General features: G+C 71.6%; 18 protein-coding genes. 8 read left to right on the forward strand and 10 right to left on the reverse strand.

Going from position 1 to position 17,551, the window contains the following annotated elements; translation table 11 throughout:
* The first annotated feature begins 18 nt into the window (after positions 1–18).
* The 5 genes from ABD998_RS12000 to ABD998_RS12020 all read left to right on the forward strand — a co-directional run bounded on the left by ABD998_RS12000 (position 19) and on the right by ABD998_RS12020 (position 5,584).
* Positions 19–1,137 carry a GuaB3 family IMP dehydrogenase-related protein gene (locus ABD998_RS12000; protein ID WP_345439428.1) on the forward strand — a complete coding sequence of 373 codons (1,119 nt, stop codon included), beginning with the start codon at positions 19–21 and terminating at the stop codon, positions 1,135–1,137.
* Complete coding sequence (locus ABD998_RS12005; protein WP_345439430.1) at positions 1,137–2,036, forward strand: SURF1 family cytochrome oxidase biogenesis protein; 900 nt, start codon at positions 1,137–1,139, stop codon at positions 2,034–2,036. The genes ABD998_RS12000 and ABD998_RS12005 overlap by 1 nt, the downstream gene beginning before the upstream one ends.
* Before the next feature lie 109 nt (positions 2,037–2,145).
* A complete protein-coding gene (locus ABD998_RS12010; RefSeq protein ID WP_345439432.1) occupies positions 2,146–2,655 on the forward strand; it encodes a DUF3817 domain-containing protein in 510 nt (169 codons plus the stop codon).
* Positions 2,652–4,229, forward strand: a complete 1,578-nt coding sequence (gene guaA / locus ABD998_RS12015; RefSeq protein ID WP_345439434.1) for a glutamine-hydrolyzing GMP synthase — start codon at positions 2,652–2,654, stop codon at positions 4,227–4,229. Before ABD998_RS12010 ends, guaA begins: the two co-directional genes overlap by 4 nt.
* 77 nt (positions 4,230–4,306) lie before the next feature.
* On the forward strand, positions 4,307–5,584 hold the full coding sequence (locus tag ABD998_RS12020) for an alpha/beta fold hydrolase (RefSeq protein WP_345439436.1): 1,278 nt from the start codon (positions 4,307–4,309) through the stop codon (positions 5,582–5,584).
* A gap of 363 nt (positions 5,585–5,947) precedes the next feature.
* On the opposite strand, the gene ABD998_RS12025 is transcribed toward ABD998_RS12020, so the two are convergent.
* A complete protein-coding gene (locus ABD998_RS12025) occupies positions 5,948–6,496 on the reverse strand; it encodes a TetR/AcrR family transcriptional regulator (RefSeq protein WP_345439438.1) in 549 nt (182 codons plus the stop codon).
* Between the two features lie 75 nt (positions 6,497–6,571).
* On the opposite strand from ABD998_RS12025, the gene ABD998_RS12030 reads away from it, so the two are divergent.
* A complete protein-coding gene (locus ABD998_RS12030) occupies positions 6,572–7,759 on the forward strand; it encodes an MFS transporter (RefSeq protein ID WP_345439440.1) in 1,188 nt (395 codons plus the stop codon).
* A 72-nt stretch (positions 7,760–7,831) separates the two neighbouring features.
* Entirely contained in the window at positions 7,832–8,152 is a 321-nt protein-coding gene (locus tag ABD998_RS12035; RefSeq protein ID WP_345439442.1) for a helix-turn-helix domain-containing protein, read from the forward strand.
* A gap of 6 nt (positions 8,153–8,158) precedes the next feature.
* On the opposite strand, the gene ABD998_RS12040 is transcribed toward ABD998_RS12035, so the two are convergent.
* From ABD998_RS12040 to ABD998_RS12050, 3 genes are all read right to left on the reverse strand, one after another.
* Complete coding sequence (locus tag ABD998_RS12040) at positions 8,159–8,746, reverse strand: ClpP family protease (protein WP_345439444.1); 588 nt, start codon at positions 8,744–8,746, stop codon at positions 8,159–8,161.
* Positions 8,743–9,357: a ClpP family protease gene (locus ABD998_RS12045; protein WP_345439446.1), complete on the reverse strand. Its 615-nt coding sequence runs from the start codon at positions 9,355–9,357 to the stop codon at positions 8,743–8,745. The genes ABD998_RS12040 and ABD998_RS12045 overlap by 4 nt, the downstream gene beginning before the upstream one ends.
* 78 nt (positions 9,358–9,435) lie before the next feature.
* Positions 9,436–9,813: an MmcQ/YjbR family DNA-binding protein gene (locus ABD998_RS12050; protein ID WP_345439448.1), complete on the reverse strand. Its 378-nt coding sequence runs from the start codon at positions 9,811–9,813 to the stop codon at positions 9,436–9,438.
* A gap of 137 nt (positions 9,814–9,950) precedes the next feature.
* Here ABD998_RS12050 and ABD998_RS12055 point away from each other — a divergent pair, with 137 nt between their 5' ends.
* Positions 9,951–10,832, forward strand: coding sequence for a formate/nitrite transporter family protein (locus ABD998_RS12055; protein WP_345439450.1), 882 nt, complete (start codon positions 9,951–9,953; stop codon positions 10,830–10,832).
* 331 nt (positions 10,833–11,163) lie between these two features.
* Here the strand turns inward: ABD998_RS12055 and ABD998_RS12060 are convergent, their stop codons facing one another.
* The 6 genes from ABD998_RS12060 to ABD998_RS12085 all read right to left on the reverse strand — a co-directional run bounded on the left by ABD998_RS12060 (position 11,164) and on the right by ABD998_RS12085 (position 17,484).
* Positions 11,164–12,738 carry a carbohydrate-binding domain-containing protein gene (locus ABD998_RS12060; protein ID WP_345439452.1) on the reverse strand — a complete coding sequence of 525 codons (1,575 nt, stop codon included), beginning with the start codon at positions 12,736–12,738 and terminating at the stop codon, positions 11,164–11,166.
* A gap of 22 nt (positions 12,739–12,760) precedes the next feature.
* Positions 12,761–13,540 (reverse strand): polyphosphate polymerase domain-containing protein, encoded by a 780-nt coding sequence (locus tag ABD998_RS12065; RefSeq protein ID WP_345439454.1) that lies wholly within the window; start codon positions 13,538–13,540, stop codon positions 12,761–12,763.
* Entirely contained in the window at positions 13,537–14,133 is a 597-nt protein-coding gene (locus tag ABD998_RS12070) for a DUF4956 domain-containing protein (protein ID WP_345439456.1), read from the reverse strand. The genes ABD998_RS12065 and ABD998_RS12070 overlap by 4 nt, the downstream gene beginning before the upstream one ends.
* A 61-nt stretch (positions 14,134–14,194) precedes the next feature.
* The gene (locus tag ABD998_RS12075; RefSeq protein WP_345439458.1) at positions 14,195–15,265 is read right to left on the reverse strand and encodes a glycosyltransferase family 2 protein; all 1,071 of its coding nucleotides are present in this window, start codon (positions 15,263–15,265) and stop codon (positions 14,195–14,197) included.
* Positions 15,262–16,203 carry a phosphodiester glycosidase family protein gene (locus ABD998_RS12080; RefSeq protein ID WP_345439460.1) on the reverse strand — a complete coding sequence of 314 codons (942 nt, stop codon included), beginning with the start codon at positions 16,201–16,203 and terminating at the stop codon, positions 15,262–15,264. The genes ABD998_RS12075 and ABD998_RS12080 overlap by 4 nt, the downstream gene beginning before the upstream one ends.
* Positions 16,204–16,548: 345 nt before the next feature.
* Positions 16,549–17,484 carry a Bax inhibitor-1/YccA family protein gene (locus ABD998_RS12085; RefSeq protein WP_345439462.1) on the reverse strand — a complete coding sequence of 312 codons (936 nt, stop codon included), beginning with the start codon at positions 17,482–17,484 and terminating at the stop codon, positions 16,549–16,551.
* Between the last annotated feature and the right edge of the window lie 67 nt (positions 17,485–17,551).

Here is a 17,551-nt window from a genome sequence, read left to right on the forward strand (position 1 = left end):
TGAGGGTAGGCTGATCGGGTGAGCAGTGACATCGAGCTGGGCCGCGGCAAGCGGGGCCGACCCGCCTACACGTTCGACGACATAGCCGTCGTGCCCTCGCGGCGCACGCGCAACCCCGAGGACGTCTCGACCTCGTGGGCGATCGACGCCTACGCGTTCGACGTGCCGGTCGTGGGGGCTCCCATGGACTCCGTCGTCAGCCCGCAGACCGCCATCGCGCTCGGCCGCCTCGGCGGGCTCGGGGTGCTCGATCTCGAGGGCCTCTGGACGCGCTACGAGAACCCCGAGCCGCTCCTCGCCGAGATCGCCTCGCTGCCGGACCGGTCGGCGACGGCGCGCATGCAGGCGCTGTACGCCGAGCCCATCAAGCCCGCGCTCATCACGCAGCGGCTCGCCGAGATCCGCGAGGCCGGCGTGACCGTCGCCGGCGCCCTGTCGCCGCAGCGCACCCAGGAGCTCTCGGAGACGGTGGTGGCCGCCGGAGTCGACCTGTTCGTCATCCGCGGCACGACGGTGTCGGCCGAGCACGTCTCGAGCGTCGCGGAGCCGCTGAACCTCAAGGAGTTCATCTACGAGCTCGACGTCCCCGTCATCGTCGGCGGGGTCGGAACGTACACCGCGGCGCTCCACCTCATGCGCACGGGCGCGGCCGGCGTGCTCGTCGGCTTCGGCGGGGGAGCGGCCTCGACGACGCGCGCGACCCTCGGGGTGTCGACGCCCATGGCGACCGCCGTGGCGGATGTGGCCGGCGCCCGCCGCGACTACCTCGACGAGTCGGGCGGACGCTACGTGCACGTCATCGCCGACGGCGGTGTCGGCACCTCCGGCGACATCGTGAAGGCGCTCGCGATGGGCGCCGACGCCGTCATGCTCGGAGTCGCGCTCGCACGCGCGACGGACGCCCCCGGCAACGGGTACCACTGGGGGCCGGAGGCGCATCACGCGAAGCTGCCGCGCGGACACCGCGTGAAGGTCGAGCCGGTCGGCACGCTCGAGGAGATCCTGTACGGGCCCGCGCTCGTGGCGGACGGCACGGCGAACCTCGTCGGCGCGCTGCGCAAGTCGATGGCGACGACGGGCTACTCCGACCTGAAGGAGTTCCAGCGCGTCGACGTCGTGGTGAACCCCGTCCACTGATGGCCGATCCCGCGCCATCCGCCGCTCCCGCCGACGAGCAGGTCTTCCCGCCGACCCTGCGCGAGGTCATGCTGCGACCCCGGTGGATCGCGATGCTCGTGCTGTGCCTCGTGGTCGCCGGAGTGTTCTCGTGGCTGCTGCAGTGGCAGCTCGCGCGGGCCATCGACACCGACCCGCCCGAGGCGGGGGCGACCGAGGTCGTCCGACCGCTCGACGACGTCGTGCAGCCGGGCGAGTACCTCGACGAGTCGCTCGTCGGCCAGAAGGTGGCGCTCGAGGGGCAGTGGGTCCCCGGCGACTTCATCGTCGTGTCGTCGCGCTACGACGAGGGCGTCGAGGGCTACTGGGTGACGGGGCAGTTCGCCGTCGCGGCGTACCCCGAGGCCCGCTCGATCGCCGTCGCGCTGGGATGGACGGCAACACGCGAGGAGGCGGACGCCGCGGCGGCGGCCCTCGAGGAAGCCGCGGAAGCCCGCTACGTCCCGCCGAGCCTGCGGCACGTCGCCGACTGGGAGCCCACTGATCTGTCCGGTCGCCTCATCTCGGACGAGGGGCCGACGCTCCCGACCGGCGACGACGCGTTCGCCCAGACGCGGATGTCGCCGGCCGCGCTGCTGTCGCTGTGGCACGACACCGAGATCGACGGCGAGCCCGTCGACGTGTACCGGCAGTACCTCACGTCGGACGATCCCGTCGCGGGTCTCGTCGAGACCGGCCTCTCGGCCATCACATCGCCGGCGCCCGAGATCGGCAGCCCCGTGAACTGGCTCAACCTGTTCTACGCGGCCGAATGGGCGATCTTCGCGGCGTTCTCGTTCTACCTCTGGTACCGCCTCGCGAAGGACGCCTGGGAGCGCGAGCTCGAGGAGCTCGAGGGCGTCGACCCCGACGACGCGTGAGCGAGGCGAGGCGTGAGCGCGGCGAGGCGTGAGCGCGGCGACGCCATCCGCGATCCCGGCTGCGGCCATCCGGCGAACCGCCAGCCGACGGCCCCGTAGAATGGGGAGCATGCCACAACCGCGGATCGCCACGTTCCCCCAGATCCGCCGGGCGCTCCGCTTCTACCAGGTCTGCTCCGTCATCACGGGCGTCGGGCTGCTGCTCCTGTGCGCCGAGATGGTGCTGAAGTACACCCCCCTCGCCGTCGAGCTGTTCTTCCTCGACTCGCGGGGGGTCTTCGCCTTCCGCGAGGTCGTGCCGAGCCCGACGGGAGAGCTCGTCTCGACGGGCGACGGCGTGAACCTCTCGCTCGGCATCCTCATCGTGCACGGATGGTTCTACGTCGTGTACCTCTTCGCCTGCTTCCGCGTGTGGAGCCTCATGCGCTGGCCGTTCTGGCGCTTCGTCCTGCTCGCCGGCGGCGGCGTCGTGCCGTTCCTGTCGTTCTTCATGGAGTACTACGTCGCCCGCGACGTGAAGCGCTACCTCGCCCAGCGCGAGGACAGCGCCGCCGAGAAGAAGGCAGCCAAGGCCGCATCCGACCCCTCTCCCGCTCCCACCCAGGAGGTCCCCCGATGAGCGCAGACACCGCTGCGCGCCCCGTCCTCGTCGTCGACTTCGGCGCGCAGTACGCCCAGCTCATCGCGCGCCGCGTGCGCGAGGCCGGCGTCTTCAGCGAGCTCGTGCCGCACACGATCACGGCGGCCGAGGTCGCTGAGAAGAACCCGGTCGCGATCATCCTCTCGGGTGGTCCGTCGTCGGTCTACGAGCCCGGTGCGCCCTCCCTCGACACGAAGGTCTTCGACCTCGGCATCCCCACCCTCGGCATCTGCTACGGCTTCCAGGTCATGGCGCAGGCGCTCGGCGGCGAGGTCGCGCACACCGGCCTGCGCGAGTACGGGGCGACCGACGCCGCGCTCGTCGGCGACGGCGGCGTGCTCCTCGGCGGCCAGCCCGCCGAGCAGAACGTGTGGATGAGCCACGGCGACCAGGTCTCGAAGGCGCCGGAGGGCTTCCAGGTGCTCGCCGCCACCGCCGCGACCCCCGTGGCGGCGTTCGGCAGCGACGAGCGCTGCTTCTACGGCGTGCAGTGGCACCCCGAGGTGAAGCACTCCGACTTCGGCCAGAAGGTGCTGGAGAACTTCCTCCACAGGGCCGCGGGTCTTCCCGCCGACTGGAACAGCGGCAACGTCATCGAGGAGCAGGTCGCCCGCATCCGCGAGCAGGTCGGCTCGGCGCGCGTCATCTCCGCGCTCTCGGGCGGAGTCGACTCGGCCGTCTCGACCGCCCTCGTGCACCGCGCGATCGGCGACCAGCTGACGGCCGTCTTCGTCGACCACGGGCTCCTCCGCAAGGGCGAGCGCGAGCAGGTCGAGCAGGACTACGTCGCGTCGACGGGTGTGCGCCTCATCACGGTCGACGCCGCCGAGACCTTCCTCGGGCATCTCGAGGGCGTCACCGACCCCGAGCAGAAGCGCAAGATCATCGGCCGCGAGTTCATCCGCGCCTTCGAGAAGGTGCAGCGCGAGCTCGTCGAGGAGGCCAAGGCCGAGGGCGAGCCCATCAAGTTCCTCGTGCAGGGCACCCTCTACCCCGACGTCGTGGAGTCGGGCGGCGGAGCCGGAACGGCGAACATCAAGAGCCACCACAACGTCGGCGGCCTGCCCGACGACCTCGACTTCGCCCTCATCGAGCCGCTCCGCACCCTGTTCAAGGACGAGGTGCGCGCGATCGGCCGTGAGCTGGGGCTCCCCGAGGCGATCGTCGGCCGCCAGCCGTTTCCGGGGCCCGGCCTCGGCATCCGCATCGTGGGCGAGGTCACCGCTGACCGTCTCGAGATCCTGCGTGACGCCGACGCCATCGCGCGCGAGGAGCTGAGCGCCGCGGGTCTCGACGGCGTCATCTGGCAGTGCCCCGTCGTGCTGCTCGCCGACGTGCGCTCGGTCGGCGTGCAGGGAGACGGCCGCACGTACGGCCATCCGATCGTGCTGCGGCCCGTCTCGAGCGAGGACGCCATGACCGCCGACTGGACGCGTCTGCCGTACGACGTGCTGTCGAAGATCTCCAACCGCATCACGAACGAGGTGCGCGAGGTCAACCGGGTCGTGCTCGACGTCACGTCGAAGCCCCCGGGGACCATCGAGTGGGAGTGATCCCGCCGCGCTGAGGGCCGCCGCTGCATTCGCAGCGGCGGCCCTCGCCGTCTCGTGCGGCGCGAGAGAATGGACGGATGACCTCGTACCGCATGCGCGACCGCGTCATCCGCGACCACACCGTCGTCGTCCCTCTCGACTGGGGAGCGCCCGACGACGGCCGCACCATCGAGGTGTTCGCGCGCGAGCTGGCGCACGTCGACCGGCAGGATGCCCCCGTGCTCGTGTACCTGCAGGGCGGGCCCGGCGGCAAGGGCCCGCGCCCCCTGCCGGGCGCCGACTGGATCGACGAGGCGCTGAAGACCCATCGGCTGCTGCTGCTCGACCAGCGGGGCACGGGGCGGTCGACCCGTGTCGAGCGCGCATCGATCGCGGGGATGGGCGCGGACGAGGCGGCCGCGTACATCCGGTTCTTCCGTGCCGAGCAGATCGTCGCCGACCTCGAGCACCTGCGGCGCACGGTGTTCGGCGGCATCCGCTGGCAGACGCTCGGGCAGAGCTACGGCGGCTTCCTGACGCTCACGTACCTGTCGTTCCACCCCGAGGCGCTCGCGGCGTCGTATGTCACGGGCGGCCTGACATCGGTCGAGCCCGACGCCGACGAGGTCTACCGGCGCACGCTGCCGCGCGTCGCGGCGAAGACGGCGGAGTTCTACCGGCGGTACCCGCACGACGCCGAGATCGTCGCCGCGGTCGTCGACGTGCTGGAGAACGACGATGTCCGGCTCCCGAGCGGCGACCGCCTCACGGCCCGTCGGCTGCAGACCATCGGCATCGACTTCGGGATGAAGCCCGGCTTCGAGCGCGTCCACTGGCTCTTCGACGAGGCGTTCTCGGCGCCAGGGCGCCTGAGCGACCACTTCCTCGCCGCCGTCGACGACCTCACGCAGTACTGGGGCAACCCGCTCTACGCGCTGCTGCAGGAGGAGATCTACGCCGACGGCGACGGCGCGACGGCATGGGCCGCGCACCGCGTCCGCACCGAGCTGGGCGGCTTCGCCGCGGCGGAGGCCCCCGTGCCGTTCACGGGGGAGATGTTCTTCCCCTGGATGTACGACGAGGTCGCGTCGCTGCGCCCCTTCCGCGACGCCGCGCACGCGCTCGCCGAGCGGGCCGACCATCCGCGGCTGTACGACGCCGCGCGCCTCGCGCGGAACGAGGTGCCCCTCGCCGCGGCCATGTACTACGACGACATGTATGTCGACTTCGGCCAGGCCGAGGAGACCGTGCGCCGCGTGCCGAACACGCACCTGTGGGTGACGAACGAGTACGAGCACGACGGGCTGCGCCAGGATTCGCGGATCGTGCGCGCCCTCATCGACCGCGTCGTCGCGGAGGGCGGGCCGCTCGCCTGAGAGCCGGCCCGCCGGCTGAGAGCCGGCCCGCCGGCTGGGAGGCTGCCCGCCGGCTGGCCGGACACAGTGCAGGAGTTCCACCGCTGCCGGGTGCGGCGGCCCCCGGATTTCCGGGCCCGCTGCTGGCGGGCGGCCGGAATCTCCTGCGCTGTGTCCGCGGGTGCGGTCCGGTGCGGTCCGGTCGGCGGGCACCCGCCGCGGCCGGGCAGGCCGCGGCCGGGCACGCTGCGGGTTGGGCGGGGCGGGTGTCGAGCGCTGCACCGGACACGACGCAGGAGTTCTCTGGGCGCGAGGGGGGCCGCCCCCGGGAACTCCGGCGCTGCCGCTGTTGCCGGGCCCGGATCTCCTGCGGTGTGTCCGCCGTCAGCGCCCGACGACGCGCAGCACGGCGTCGCGCACGGCGGCGCGGTCGAACGTCGGGCCGCGATCGAGTGCGCGGTGGATGGTGACGCCCTCGATGAGCGCGTCGAGCACGCGCGTCGTGGCGGGGTCGAAGTGCCGCTCGAGCGCGGCCCGGCTGCGTGCCATCCATGCCTCGGTGAGCGTGCGGAACGCCTCGTCGCGCGCGGCGAGCGTGTAGATCTCGTGCGTGAGCACGAGCGAGCGGCGGCTGTCGAAGAGGTCGTCGGCGATGATCGCCACGACGGCGTCGACCGCCTCGTCGCGGTCGCGAGCCGCGGCCATCCGTTCTTCGAAGCCGTCGCTGACCGTGCGCGCGAAACGCGAGAGCGCCTCGTGCAGCAGCTCGGCCATGCCGGTGAAGTGGTAGGTCATCGAACCGAGGGGGACTCCCGCCGCTGCGGCGACGCGGCGGTGCGAGGTGCCCGCGACGCCGACCTCGGCGATGACGTCGAGGCACGCGTCGATGATGCGATCGCGACGTCCGGGGTCATCGCGTCGGGGTGGGGCCATGGGGGCGACTCTAGTCGATGGCGTACGATCGTACACATCCGTGTCCTCCCGCGACGCGGACGAACCAGGAGCACTGTGAGCACCCCCGTCCCCTCCCGCGAAGCGCGTCGCGCGCGCGTCGCCGTGTCGGCTCTGTTCTTCACGAACGGCGCGATCTACGCCAACGTCATCCCGCGCTTCCCCGAGATCAAGGAGGCGCTGGCCCTCAGCGACACCCTCTACGGCATCTCGATCGCGGCCATGCCGGTCGGGGCGCTGCTGTCGGGCCTCGCGGCGGGCTCGCTCATCCGCCGGATGGGCTCGGGCCGTCTCGCCGTGACGGGCACCATCCTGCTCGCGGCGGCCATGCTCGGGGTCGGGCTCGCGCCGCTGCCCGTCGTCTTCACACTCGCGCTGTTCACTGTGGGTCTCCTCGACTCCGTCACCGACGTCGCGCAGAACGCGCACGGGCTGCGCGTGCAGAAGCGCTATGGGCGCTCGATCATCAACGGCTTCCATGCGATCTGGTCGCTCGGGGCCGTCACGGGCGGCTTCATGTCGGCGGGCGCGATCGCGCTCGGCCTGCCGCTCGGCGTGCACCTCGCGATCACGGGAGCGCTGTTCGCGGCGACGGCGATCGTCGCGCTGCGGATGTGCCTGCCAGGGCCCGACGAGGAGTCCGGCGAGGCGTCGGTCGAGGAGGCGGTGTCGGTCGTCGGACGGGCGGCACCGCGCGTCGTGCTCGCCATGGCAGGGCTCGCCGCGATCTCGATCGCGGCGACGATCGTGGAGGACGTGGGGTCGTCGTGGGCGACGCTGTACATGCGCGACTCGCTCGGCGCCCCCGCCGCTCTCGCCGCGACGGGGTACATCGCCCTCATCGGGTTCCAGTTCGTCGGACGTCTCGTCGGAGACGCGCTGACGGACCGGTTCGGGCAGCGGCTCGTCGCGTTCGCCGGCGGCGTCCTCGTCGCGGTCGGCATGGGTGTCGCGCTCGCCTTCCCTACCGTGCCGGCGACGCTCATCGGCTTCGCGGCGGCGGGATTCGGCGTGGCGACGCTCATCCCCGCGGCCATGCACACGGCCGACGACCTGCCGGGCCTGCGTCCGGGGACGGGGCTCACCGTCGTGACGTGGCTCATGCGCCTCGGCTTCCTCATCTCGCCGCTCGTGATCGGCGCCGTGTCCGACGCGACCGAGCTGCGCGTCAGCCTGCTCATCGTGCCGATCGCGGGTGTCGTCATCGTCGCGCTGTCGGGCGTGCTCGGTCGGCGGCGCTCCTGAGGGATGGCCGTCGCGTTCTGCCCTCGGCGGAAGGCCCTGTACGGGCGGCGGCGCGCGACCTAGCGTGAGGGCATGGCCGAACTGCTTCCGCTCCGTCCGCGCATCGCCTTGCCCGACCCGCTCTGGCGGCATCTCGTCGGCGATCGCCTGCGGCGAATGCGGCACGCGCGCGGCGAGACGCTCGCGGACGTGGCGCGCCGCGCGGGCGTCTCGGTGCAGTACCTCTCCGAGGTGGAGCGCGGGCTCAAGGAGGCATCGAGCGAGATCGTCGCGGCCGTCCTCGGTGCTCTGGAGGGATCGCTCCTCGACCTGACGGCGGGGATCGCCGACGACCTGCGGGCGGCGACACCGTCGGCCCCCGCCCGCGTGCAGGCGCTCGCCCTCGCGGCCTGAGCGCGCTCACCGCGGCGCGAGCACGGTGTCGGCGAGCCCGTACTCCACGGCGGCCCGGGCCGTGAGCACGCGATCGCGGTCGGTGTCGCGCCGCAGCAGCTCGAGGGGGCGACCCGTGTGATGCGACAGGATGCCCTCGATGTCTCCGCGGACCCGCACGAGCTCGTCGGCGTGCAGGATGAGATCCGGGATGGCCCCGCGGCCCTGTGCGGCGGGCTGGTTCAGGACGACGCGGGCGTGCGGGAGCACGGCGCGCTTGCCTGCGGCGCCCGCCGCGAGCAGCACGGCGCCGACGCCGATCGCCTGCCCGACGCACGTCGTGGCGACGTCGGACCGGATGTGGCGCACGGTGTCGTACACGCCGAGCATCGCCGCCGGGTCGCCTCCCTCGCAGTTGATGTAGAGCTGCACGTCGCGGTCGGGTGCGACGGCCTCGAGATGCAGCAGCTGCGCGATGAGCGCGTTCGCGACGCCGGCGTCGATCGGCGTGCCGAGGTAGACGACGCGCTCGGCGAGCAGGTGCGAGTACACGTCCATCACGCGCTCGCCGCGGCCATCCCGCGCGATGACATGGGGGATCGTGTACGTGCTCATGCGCCCGCTCCGATCCCGATGCGCGATCGGTGCGCGGGCATGACCTCGTCGAATCCCGAGACGATGCCGTCGACGAAACCGTAGGCGAGCGCCTCATGCGCTGTGAACCAGTGATCGTGCAGCGAGTCGTCGAACACCCGCTCGAGCGGCTGACCCGTGTCGGCGCTGATGATCCCGAGCACCGTGTCGCGCAGCTGCCGCAGGTCGTCGGCCTGCAGCGCGACGTCGACAGCCGTGCCGCCGATCCCCGAGGAGCCCTGGTGCAGGAGGATGCGCGCGTGCGGCAGCGCGCGGCGCTTGCCCGGAGTGCCGGCGGAGAGCAGGAACTGCCCGGCGCTGCACGCGAGGCCGACCGCGAGCGTCGACACGTCGCAGGGCACGAGCCGCATGACGTCGCGGATGGCGAGCATCGACGGCACGGAGCCGCCGGGGGAGTGGATCCAGAGCGCGATGTCGGCGTGCGGGTCCTCCGCGGCGAGCGCGAGCAGCTGGGTGGCGAGGAGCATGCCGTTGTCGTCGTCGAGCACGCCGTCGAGCACGAGCACGCGCCGGTGGAACAGCTCATGCCGTGCCTGGGCGGTGAACTGCGGGACCTTCGATTCGTCTGCCATGCACCCAGCGTGCGCCCGCCATCCGGGTCGCGCCTCAGAATCCGCGGCAGGCGGATCCGCCCTCGGCGGATGCGCCTGTCAGCGCCCGAACCTGGCCGGGTCGACGGGGCGGATGGCGCGGGGCAGCGTCTCGACGACGCGCAGATACGACTCGGTGACGACCTCGCGGACGAGCGGCTCCGAGAGGGAGGGCCCCGGGCGCAGCGAGATCCAGTGCCGCTTGTTCATGTGGTAGCCGGAGGAGATCTCGGGGAACTCGGCACGCAGCGCCACGGCGTCGTCGGGATGCGCCTTCACCGTGACGAGCTCGGAGCCCCGCAGGACGGTCTGCAGCAGGAAGACCTTTCCGCGCACCTTGAACACGTCCCAGTCGGGGCCGAACGGGTACTCCAGCGCCATGCCGGGCAGCTCCTGGGCCGCGGCCGTCGCCGCGTCGTGCAGCTCGCGTCCGTCCACGATCCCAGAGTAGACGGACTCACACCGCGCCTCCCGCGCCGGTGAGCGATTCGGTCCCCCGGCGTAACACCGCGGCGCACCGCGCGAAACGGCCTCCCGCCATCCTGGAGCACGACCCTCGAACCCACGGAGCAGCCATGTCCTATGTGAAGCCCGCCGACCTCGTCACGCGAATGATCGACGCCGGCGAGTCGAAGATCCTCCTGTCCACGCGCGACACGATCATCCGCGCGTTCATGGGCGGAGCCATCCTCGCGCTCGGCGCCGCTTTCGCCGTCACGGTCTCGACGAACACCGGTCAGCCGCTCCTCGGGGCGCTGCTGTTCCCCGCCGGGTTCGTGCTGCTCTACCTGCTCGGCTTCGACCTGCTCACGGGTGTCTTCACGCTCGCCCCGCTCGCGTGGCTCGACAGGCGACCGGGCGTCTCGGGCGGCGGCGTGCTGCGCAACTGGGGGCTCGTGTTCGTCGGGAACTTCCTCGGCGCGTTCACGGTCGCCGTGCTCATGGCGATCGTGTTCACGTACGGCTTCGCGGCCGAGCCGAATGCGATCGGCCAGGCGATCGCCGAGATCGGCCACGGCCGCACGGTCGGGTACGCGGAGTACGGCGCCGCCGGCATGCTCACGCTGTTCGTGCGCGGTGTGCTCTGCAACTGGATGGTCTCGACCGGGGTCGTGGCCGCCATGATGTCGGACAGCGTGGCGAGCAAGGTCATCGCGATGTGGCTGCCGATCATGCTGTTCTTCTACATGGGCTTCGAGCACTCGATCGTGAACATGTTCCTGTTCCCGTCGGGACTGCTGCTCGGCGCGGACTTCACGTTGTGGGACTATCTCGTCTGGAACGAGATCCCCACCGTGCTCGGCAACCTCGTCGGCGGGCTCAGCTTCGTCGGCCTCACGATCTACGCCACGCACGGCCGCACGGCGCCCAAGCGCGTCGCTCTCGTGAAGCCGAACGGCAAGCGGTTCGCCGCGTCGCCGACGCGCGTTCCCGAGGGGATGCTCGAGCGGCGCTGACCGAGGCGTGCGGCGCGTCGCCACGGCCGAGGCGTGCGGCGCGTCGCCACGGCTGAGGCGTACGGCGCGTCGCCCGGGCCGAGGCGCATTCGCCAGTGCGGATGTCGGCGTTGCGCGCATTCGCCAGTGCGGATGTCGGCGTTGCGCGCATTCGCCCGGGCCGAGGCGCATTCGCCAGTGCGGATGTCGGTCAGATCGGGCCTCCCGACCTACATCCGCACTGGCGAAGCCGCCGGCCACGCCTCCGAAGCCGCCGGCCAACCCTCCGAAGCCGCCGGCCAACCCTCCGGAGCCGCCGGCCAACCCTCCGATGCCGCCGGCATGCGGCGGGTCAGCGGCGGCCGCCGCCGCCCATGCCGCCCGACAGGGCCTGGCCGGTCGTCGCGGAGACGGCCGACGTGCCGTCGACCGTCACCGTGTAGGTCTCGCCCGCCACGACGTCGGCGCTCGAGAACACGACGGTCGCGAACTCCTTCTCCGCCGTCGTCGAGGCGAGGACGGTGCCGTCGGACGCGACGATCTCCACCGTGGCGCCCGCCGAGCCGCTGACGGAGGCAGCCACCCACGCCTGCGCGGACGACGTCGACGGCGACTCGGCCATCCCCGACGAACCGAGCGCGATGAGGCTGCCGCCCGAGATCGTGAACTCGCCGTTGGTGTCGAGCGCGCCGTTGCCCGACCCGGTCGGACCGTAGACGACCGTGGTGCCGCCCGTGATCTGCATCGAGCCGTTCGAATCCAGGCCGTCTCCCTGGGCGTCGACCGTGATTGTGCCGCCTGCGATGAGCACCAGCTCGCCGCTGTCCGACATGCCGCCGCCTCCGCCTCCGCCTCCGAACGCATCCTGCCCGTCGTCCGACGATGCCGAGTCGGATGACGTGCCCGCCGATCCGTTGATGCCGTCATCGGTCGCCGTGATGTCGATCGTGCCGCCGCCGATCGCGACGGTGCCGGCCTCGATCCCCTCCTCCGACGAGATGACGACGTCGCCGCCCGTGACGACGACGTCGGTGAAGCCGTCGATGCCGTCGCTCCCCGCGGTGATGTCGAGCGTGCCGCCCTCGACAAGGACCCAGCCCTGCGTGTCGTCGGCGTCCTGGTCGGACGCCAGGCCGTCGCCTCCCGCGTCGACGGTGATCGTGCCGCCGCGCAACGTGAGGGAGTCGTTGCCCTTGAGCCCGTCGTCGGCCGCGGTGACGTCGATCGTGCCCGAGAGCACGACGAGGTCGTCCTTGCTCGTGATGCCGTCCTCGGCCGAGCCGTCGACGACGAGCGAACCCGTGCCCGACACCGTGAGGTCGGTGTCGGCCCAGATGGCCGCGTTCGCGTCGGCATCCTCCGCGTACGACCCGGTGGACGATACCGCGTTCGATGACCCTTCGGCGAGGAAGATCGCGACGTCGTCGGCCGTCGTGACCTGGATGGCCGGGGCGCCGTCGGCCGTGATCGTCACGCCGTCGAGGATGAGCACGACCTGCGCGTCGTCGGCTGCGGCGACGACGACGGAGCCGTCGAGGTCCCCCGACAGCCGGTAGACGCCGGCCTCCGTGATCGTGACGGTCCCGTCCGATACGCTCACGCCCGTCGCGGTCGTCTCCGCCGAGGTCCCCGAGAGGACGATGTCGGCTGCGTCGTCCTCGGACCACTCGTCGTCGTTCACGACGGTCTGGTCGGAGTTCGCCTCGACGACCTCGGTGACGCTCGACGGCGTCTCCGCGGTCGTCGTGCTGGTCGTCTCGGATGAGGTTCCGGACGCGGAGGAGGACGAGCCGGCGGACGCCGTCTCGGATGCCGCGACGGCGGTGCAGCCGGTGACGGTCGCCACGGCGAGGGCGAAGGCGAGGCCGAGCCCGGCGCGGGCCCGCGCGGAGGGGCGGGGGGTGCGGGGTGTGCGGGGTGCGTTCATGGGGGTCTCCCGTCGTACGAGGTCAGGCGGCCAGCGCGGGTTGCGCGTCGAAGTGGGTGCGGAGCACGCGGCTCCACTTGTTGGAGGGCAGCTCGGGCCGCATCGCGGCGAGGCCCGTGGCGAACTTGCTGATGCCGACGGGGCGGATGCCGGCACGCCACAGCAGTCGGTCGAGCGAGGAGGCGCGCGCCGCCGACTTGGTCTCGACGATGACGAGATCGGGACGGCTCATGCGCCCGCCCCAGGCGTCGAGCCATTCGAGGTCGGTGTCGACGGTCGCCCGTGCGCCCTCGGGAAGGAGGAGCGTGGTGCGGCGGTAGCCGGTGTGGAGCGTCGGTTCCAGCTCGTCGGCGACCTCGGCGCCGAGACCGAGGGACTCGACCGCTTCGGCGGCGTACGCGCGGCCCTCGTCGGTCAGACGGTCGACGGCGTCGGACGGCTGCTCGATGCGCTCCTTCACGGTCGTGCCGCGCGCGCCCCGTGTCTTCATCTCGAGGAACGCGGCGTCGGTCTCGACGTAGTGCCGGGAGCGGAGCTTGAACCGGCGCCGGCGGCCGAGCGCCGCGAGGCGGTAGCTCAGCAGCTCGGGGGTGTCGAAGTACATCGTGCCGTAGAGCGAGGCGCGCTCGCCGTCGATCTCGAGCACGCGGGCCGTCGCGTCCACGCCGTCGAGCACGCGCACGGCGTCATTGGCGCGGAGCAGGTACTTGCGGTCGACGCGCGTGAGCAGCTCGGCCTCGGACACGAGCTCGGCGAGCGAGACCGTCTCGAAGCGTCCGGCGAAGCGGTCGGAGAGGTTCACGCCGCCACCTGCTCTCGGACGGCCGCCGCGCGGGTCGTCGTCGTCGAGCCGCGGCGTACGCGGTAGCGCACATCGACGAGCGTCGTGTCGTTGACGAAGTCGATGTGCTGGACGGACAGAGTGCGGACCTCGCCACCCAGGCGCTCCTCGAGCACGGCGCGCAGAACGTCCTCGTCGCCGATGGCCTCGTCGAGCTGCACGGTGCGGTGCCGGTACGACGCGAACAGGGCCGGATGGTCGACGACGGCGAGAGACAGCACGACGACCGCGACGAGCACGGTCGACATCGCGCTGAACGTCTGCGAGAGCCCCGTGAGCAGGCCGATGGCGAGCGCCGCGAAGTAGTACGCCACCTCTCGCTGCGAGATCTCGCTCGAGCGCAGCCGGATGATCGAGAGCACGCCGAACAGTCCCAGGCCGAGTCCGACGGCCACCTCTGCCGATGCGAGCACGTACGACACCGCGAAGACGCCGATGTTGACGCCGTAGAAGGCGACCACGAGGTCGCGCCGTCGGTGCCGCTGGAAGTAGACGGCGACCGTCAGCAGCGTGATGGCCGCCAGGTCGACGAGGAGCATCGTGAGATCGGGCATGTCGTTCACCTTTCGTTCACCTCAGTCAACGGGCCGTCCCTATGGGGTCCCTATGCCGCCGTTAGGCGAGGACGTAGGGTTTCGCGGGCGCGCGGCGGGAGCTGCGCGCGTGGGTGAACACCCACGCGCGTTGCACGGCGAAGCCCGCTGCCCACAGCGCCGCCTCGGTGCAGACCTTGGCCGCGACGAGGCCGACGCCGAGCGCGTCGAGCATCGTCATGAGCGCGACGTTGGCGGCGAGGACCGCAAGCGCGAGCGCGGCGTAGCGGGCGAGCTCGACGCGGAGGGGCTTGCGCTCGCGGTCGCGGCCGAAGACCCAATGCCGGTTGACCGCGAAGTTGATCGTCGCGCTCACGAGGCGGGCCGCGACGATCGAGCCCTGCAGCCATCCCGTCGTGGTGACGAGCAGCCACAGCAGCAGGGCGTCGATCGCGGCAGCCATGAGCGAGGACGCGAGGAAGCCGGCGAGCGGGGCCATCACGCGCAGCGAGTCGCGCAGCGGCCGGAAGTGCGATGACCGGTTCTCCTCGATGTACACCGTCGCGATGGGCGACTGCGCGAGGCGGAAGCCGGCACGCCGTGCGTTCAACAGCATGATCGCCTCGTACTCGAATCGGTCGCCGGGCAGGCGCGTCGCCCATGGGAGCGCGCGGGGCGGCAGCCCTCGCAGACCCGTCTGGGTGTCGACGATGCGCTCGCCGATCGCGAGCGCGAACAGACGCGCAGAGACGGCGTTGCCGAACCGGCTGCGCAGAGGTACGTCGCGCCCGCCGAAGTCGCGGACGCCGAGGACGATGGCGTCATCCGCCTGCTCCGTCTCGCGGGCGATCCGCACGATGTCGTCCGGCGCGTGCTGCCCGTCCGCGTCGGCCGTGACGACCGCCTCGCCGGGATGAGCCGTGCGGACGTACCGGAACAGCGTGTGCAGCGCCGCGCCCTTCCCCCTGTTCGCGCCGTGGCTCAGGACCGTGATCCCCGCGGCCTCCAGCGACGCGAACACCGGAGCGGACGCGACCCCGCTGCCGTCGTCCGCGACGACGATGCCGAGCTCGGGGTCGCGCTCGCGGATGGCATCGGCGAGGTCGACGAGACGGTGGTCGGGTTCGTAGGCGGGGATGGCGACGACGGTCACGATGCGCCGCCGATGTAGAGGATGTCGCTCGTCGCGCGCTCCCCGCCGTTCGACGGCCGGTTGACGACCGCGCCGTCGAACCACATCTCGCTCGATCCGCCGCCGTCGAGGTTGTAGGCGGTCTGCGCGCCCAGCCCGACCATGATGTCGGCGAGCTCGGGCAGGGTGACTCCGCGGCTGTAGCCCTCCTCCCGTCCGTCGACGACCACGAACACGACGTGCGTCGCGTCGACGACGCCGATGGCGGTGCGCGGCTGCTGGCCTTGGATGGAGTGGTTGCCGACGTTCGTGTCGACCTCGACCTCGTCGACGCCGTCGACGGCCGCGCCGTCCTTCACGAGCGCAGGGCCGAATGACAGCGTCGTCCACACCCCGGCGTCGACGAGCGCCTGAGCGGTCGTCGCCGTCTCGTCGTAGATCTCCGCGTGCCCGTCGCGATAGAGGGCGAGTCCCTCGCGCGCGCCGGCATCGCGGTACGCGACGCCGTTGCGCACCTGGATGCCGGTGTCGCGGAAGCCGTAGTAGTCGCCGTTCACGGCGAACACGGCACCGTTCGCCTCCGCCATCTCCGACACGAGCTGCGTCACGTTCTCGCCGAACTGGTCGTTTGCGAAGGCCGTGCGCAGCGCCGTCGGATCGTCGAGCGTCACGCTCGCGACGAAGTACGTGACGGTGTCGCTGCCGGAGCCGGTCGTGACGGTGTCGATGGAGACGGCGGCGGCCGCGCTCGTCGCGCTCTGCTCCCCCTCGTCGATCGTGGCGATGGCATCGGTCGCGGTGGTGCCGGCGGCCTCCTCGGCCTCCGACACGTCCGCGACCTCGACATGGGGGATGAGGAAGCGGTCGGCTGCCCACCAGGCGGCGGCGCCGGCGCCCGCGACGGCGGTGGCCCCGCCGATGAGGAAGGCCCTGCGGGTGAGGAAGCGTCGATCGGTCATGGATCGAGCGTCGCGGGAGCCGCTATGGGGCGGCTATGACGCGTTCCTGATCCCGCCGTCGATCCCGCGGTCGATCCCGGCGCCGTTCGCCAGTGCGGATGTCGGTGGCGGCGCCGTTCGCCAGTGCGGATGTCGGTGTGGAAGCGCTTTCTCAGCAACATCCGCACTGGCGAATCGCTGCGCGTGCCCGCTGGTCGACATCCGCACTGGCGAGTCTCCACGGCGTACCCGCTGGCTGACATCCGCACTGGCGAACGGTGGCGGCGAAGGCGCACGGCGCACTACACCCGGGAGCGACGAAGGCCGCCCCGGTGAACCGGGGCGGCCTTCGTCAGCGCGGTGACGTCAGTCGTTGCCTCGCAGGATGGCGATGATGCGCAGGATCTCGACGTACAGCCACACGACCGTGACCATGATGCCGAACGCGGCCTGCCAGCCGAAGATGCGGGGGGCGCCGTTGCGGACGCCCTGCTGCACCATGTCGAAGTCGAGCACGAGCGAGTACGCCGCCATGAGGACGACGAGCACGCCGATGATGAGGCCGAGCGGGATGCCCATGATCGTCGACGAGTACAGGCCAAAGGAGCCCTGGATGAGGCCCGTCGCCGAGAGCACGAGGTTCAGCAGCGAGAAGACGAGGTATCCGACCATGGCGATCATGAAGATCTTCGTCGCACGCGCGGACGCGCGGATCTTGCCGCTCGCGAAGAGCGCGAGCGTGACGCCGACGACGGACACGGTCGCAAGCGTCGCCTGCATGACGATGCCGGGCCAGACGGCCTCGAAGTACGCCGAGATGCCGCCCACGAAGAGGCCCTCGAACACGGCGTAGCCGAAGATGAGCGGAACGCTCGGCGACTTCTTGAACGAGTTGACGAGGCCGAGGACGAAGCCGCCGAGTGCGCCGACGATCCACGGCACCATCGTGACGTTCTGGATGTTGTTGGTCGCGAGCGCGGGCGCGAGCGTCCACAGGTAGCCGACCACCGCGACGACGAGCATGACGGCGAACAGGCCGACCGTCTTCCAGACGGTGTCCTCGACCGTCATGCGCCCGGTCTCGCGCGCGCCCGCCGGGGGAGCGGCCAGCATGCCCTCCATGCTGGCGTTCGCGGCGGCGTCGACGCCCATGTGGGCGAACTGCCCGGCCTGGGCGTAGCCGCCCGCAGCCGGTGGCGTCGTGGGCGTTCCGTACTGCGCGGCCTGCGGACCGCCGGGATAGGTCTGGACCGCGCGGGGATCCTGAGAGAAGACGGGGTTGTTGAAACCGGGGCTGGCCATGATGGTCACTCCTCTGATGGATGGGACGGCGCGGTCCCTCCACCCTAGTCACGGCAGGCTATGGAGG

The sequence above is a fragment of the Microbacterium gilvum genome, from assembly GCF_039543865.1.
GTDB classification, from domain to species: domain Bacteria; phylum Actinomycetota; class Actinomycetes; order Actinomycetales; family Microbacteriaceae; genus Microbacterium; species Microbacterium gilvum.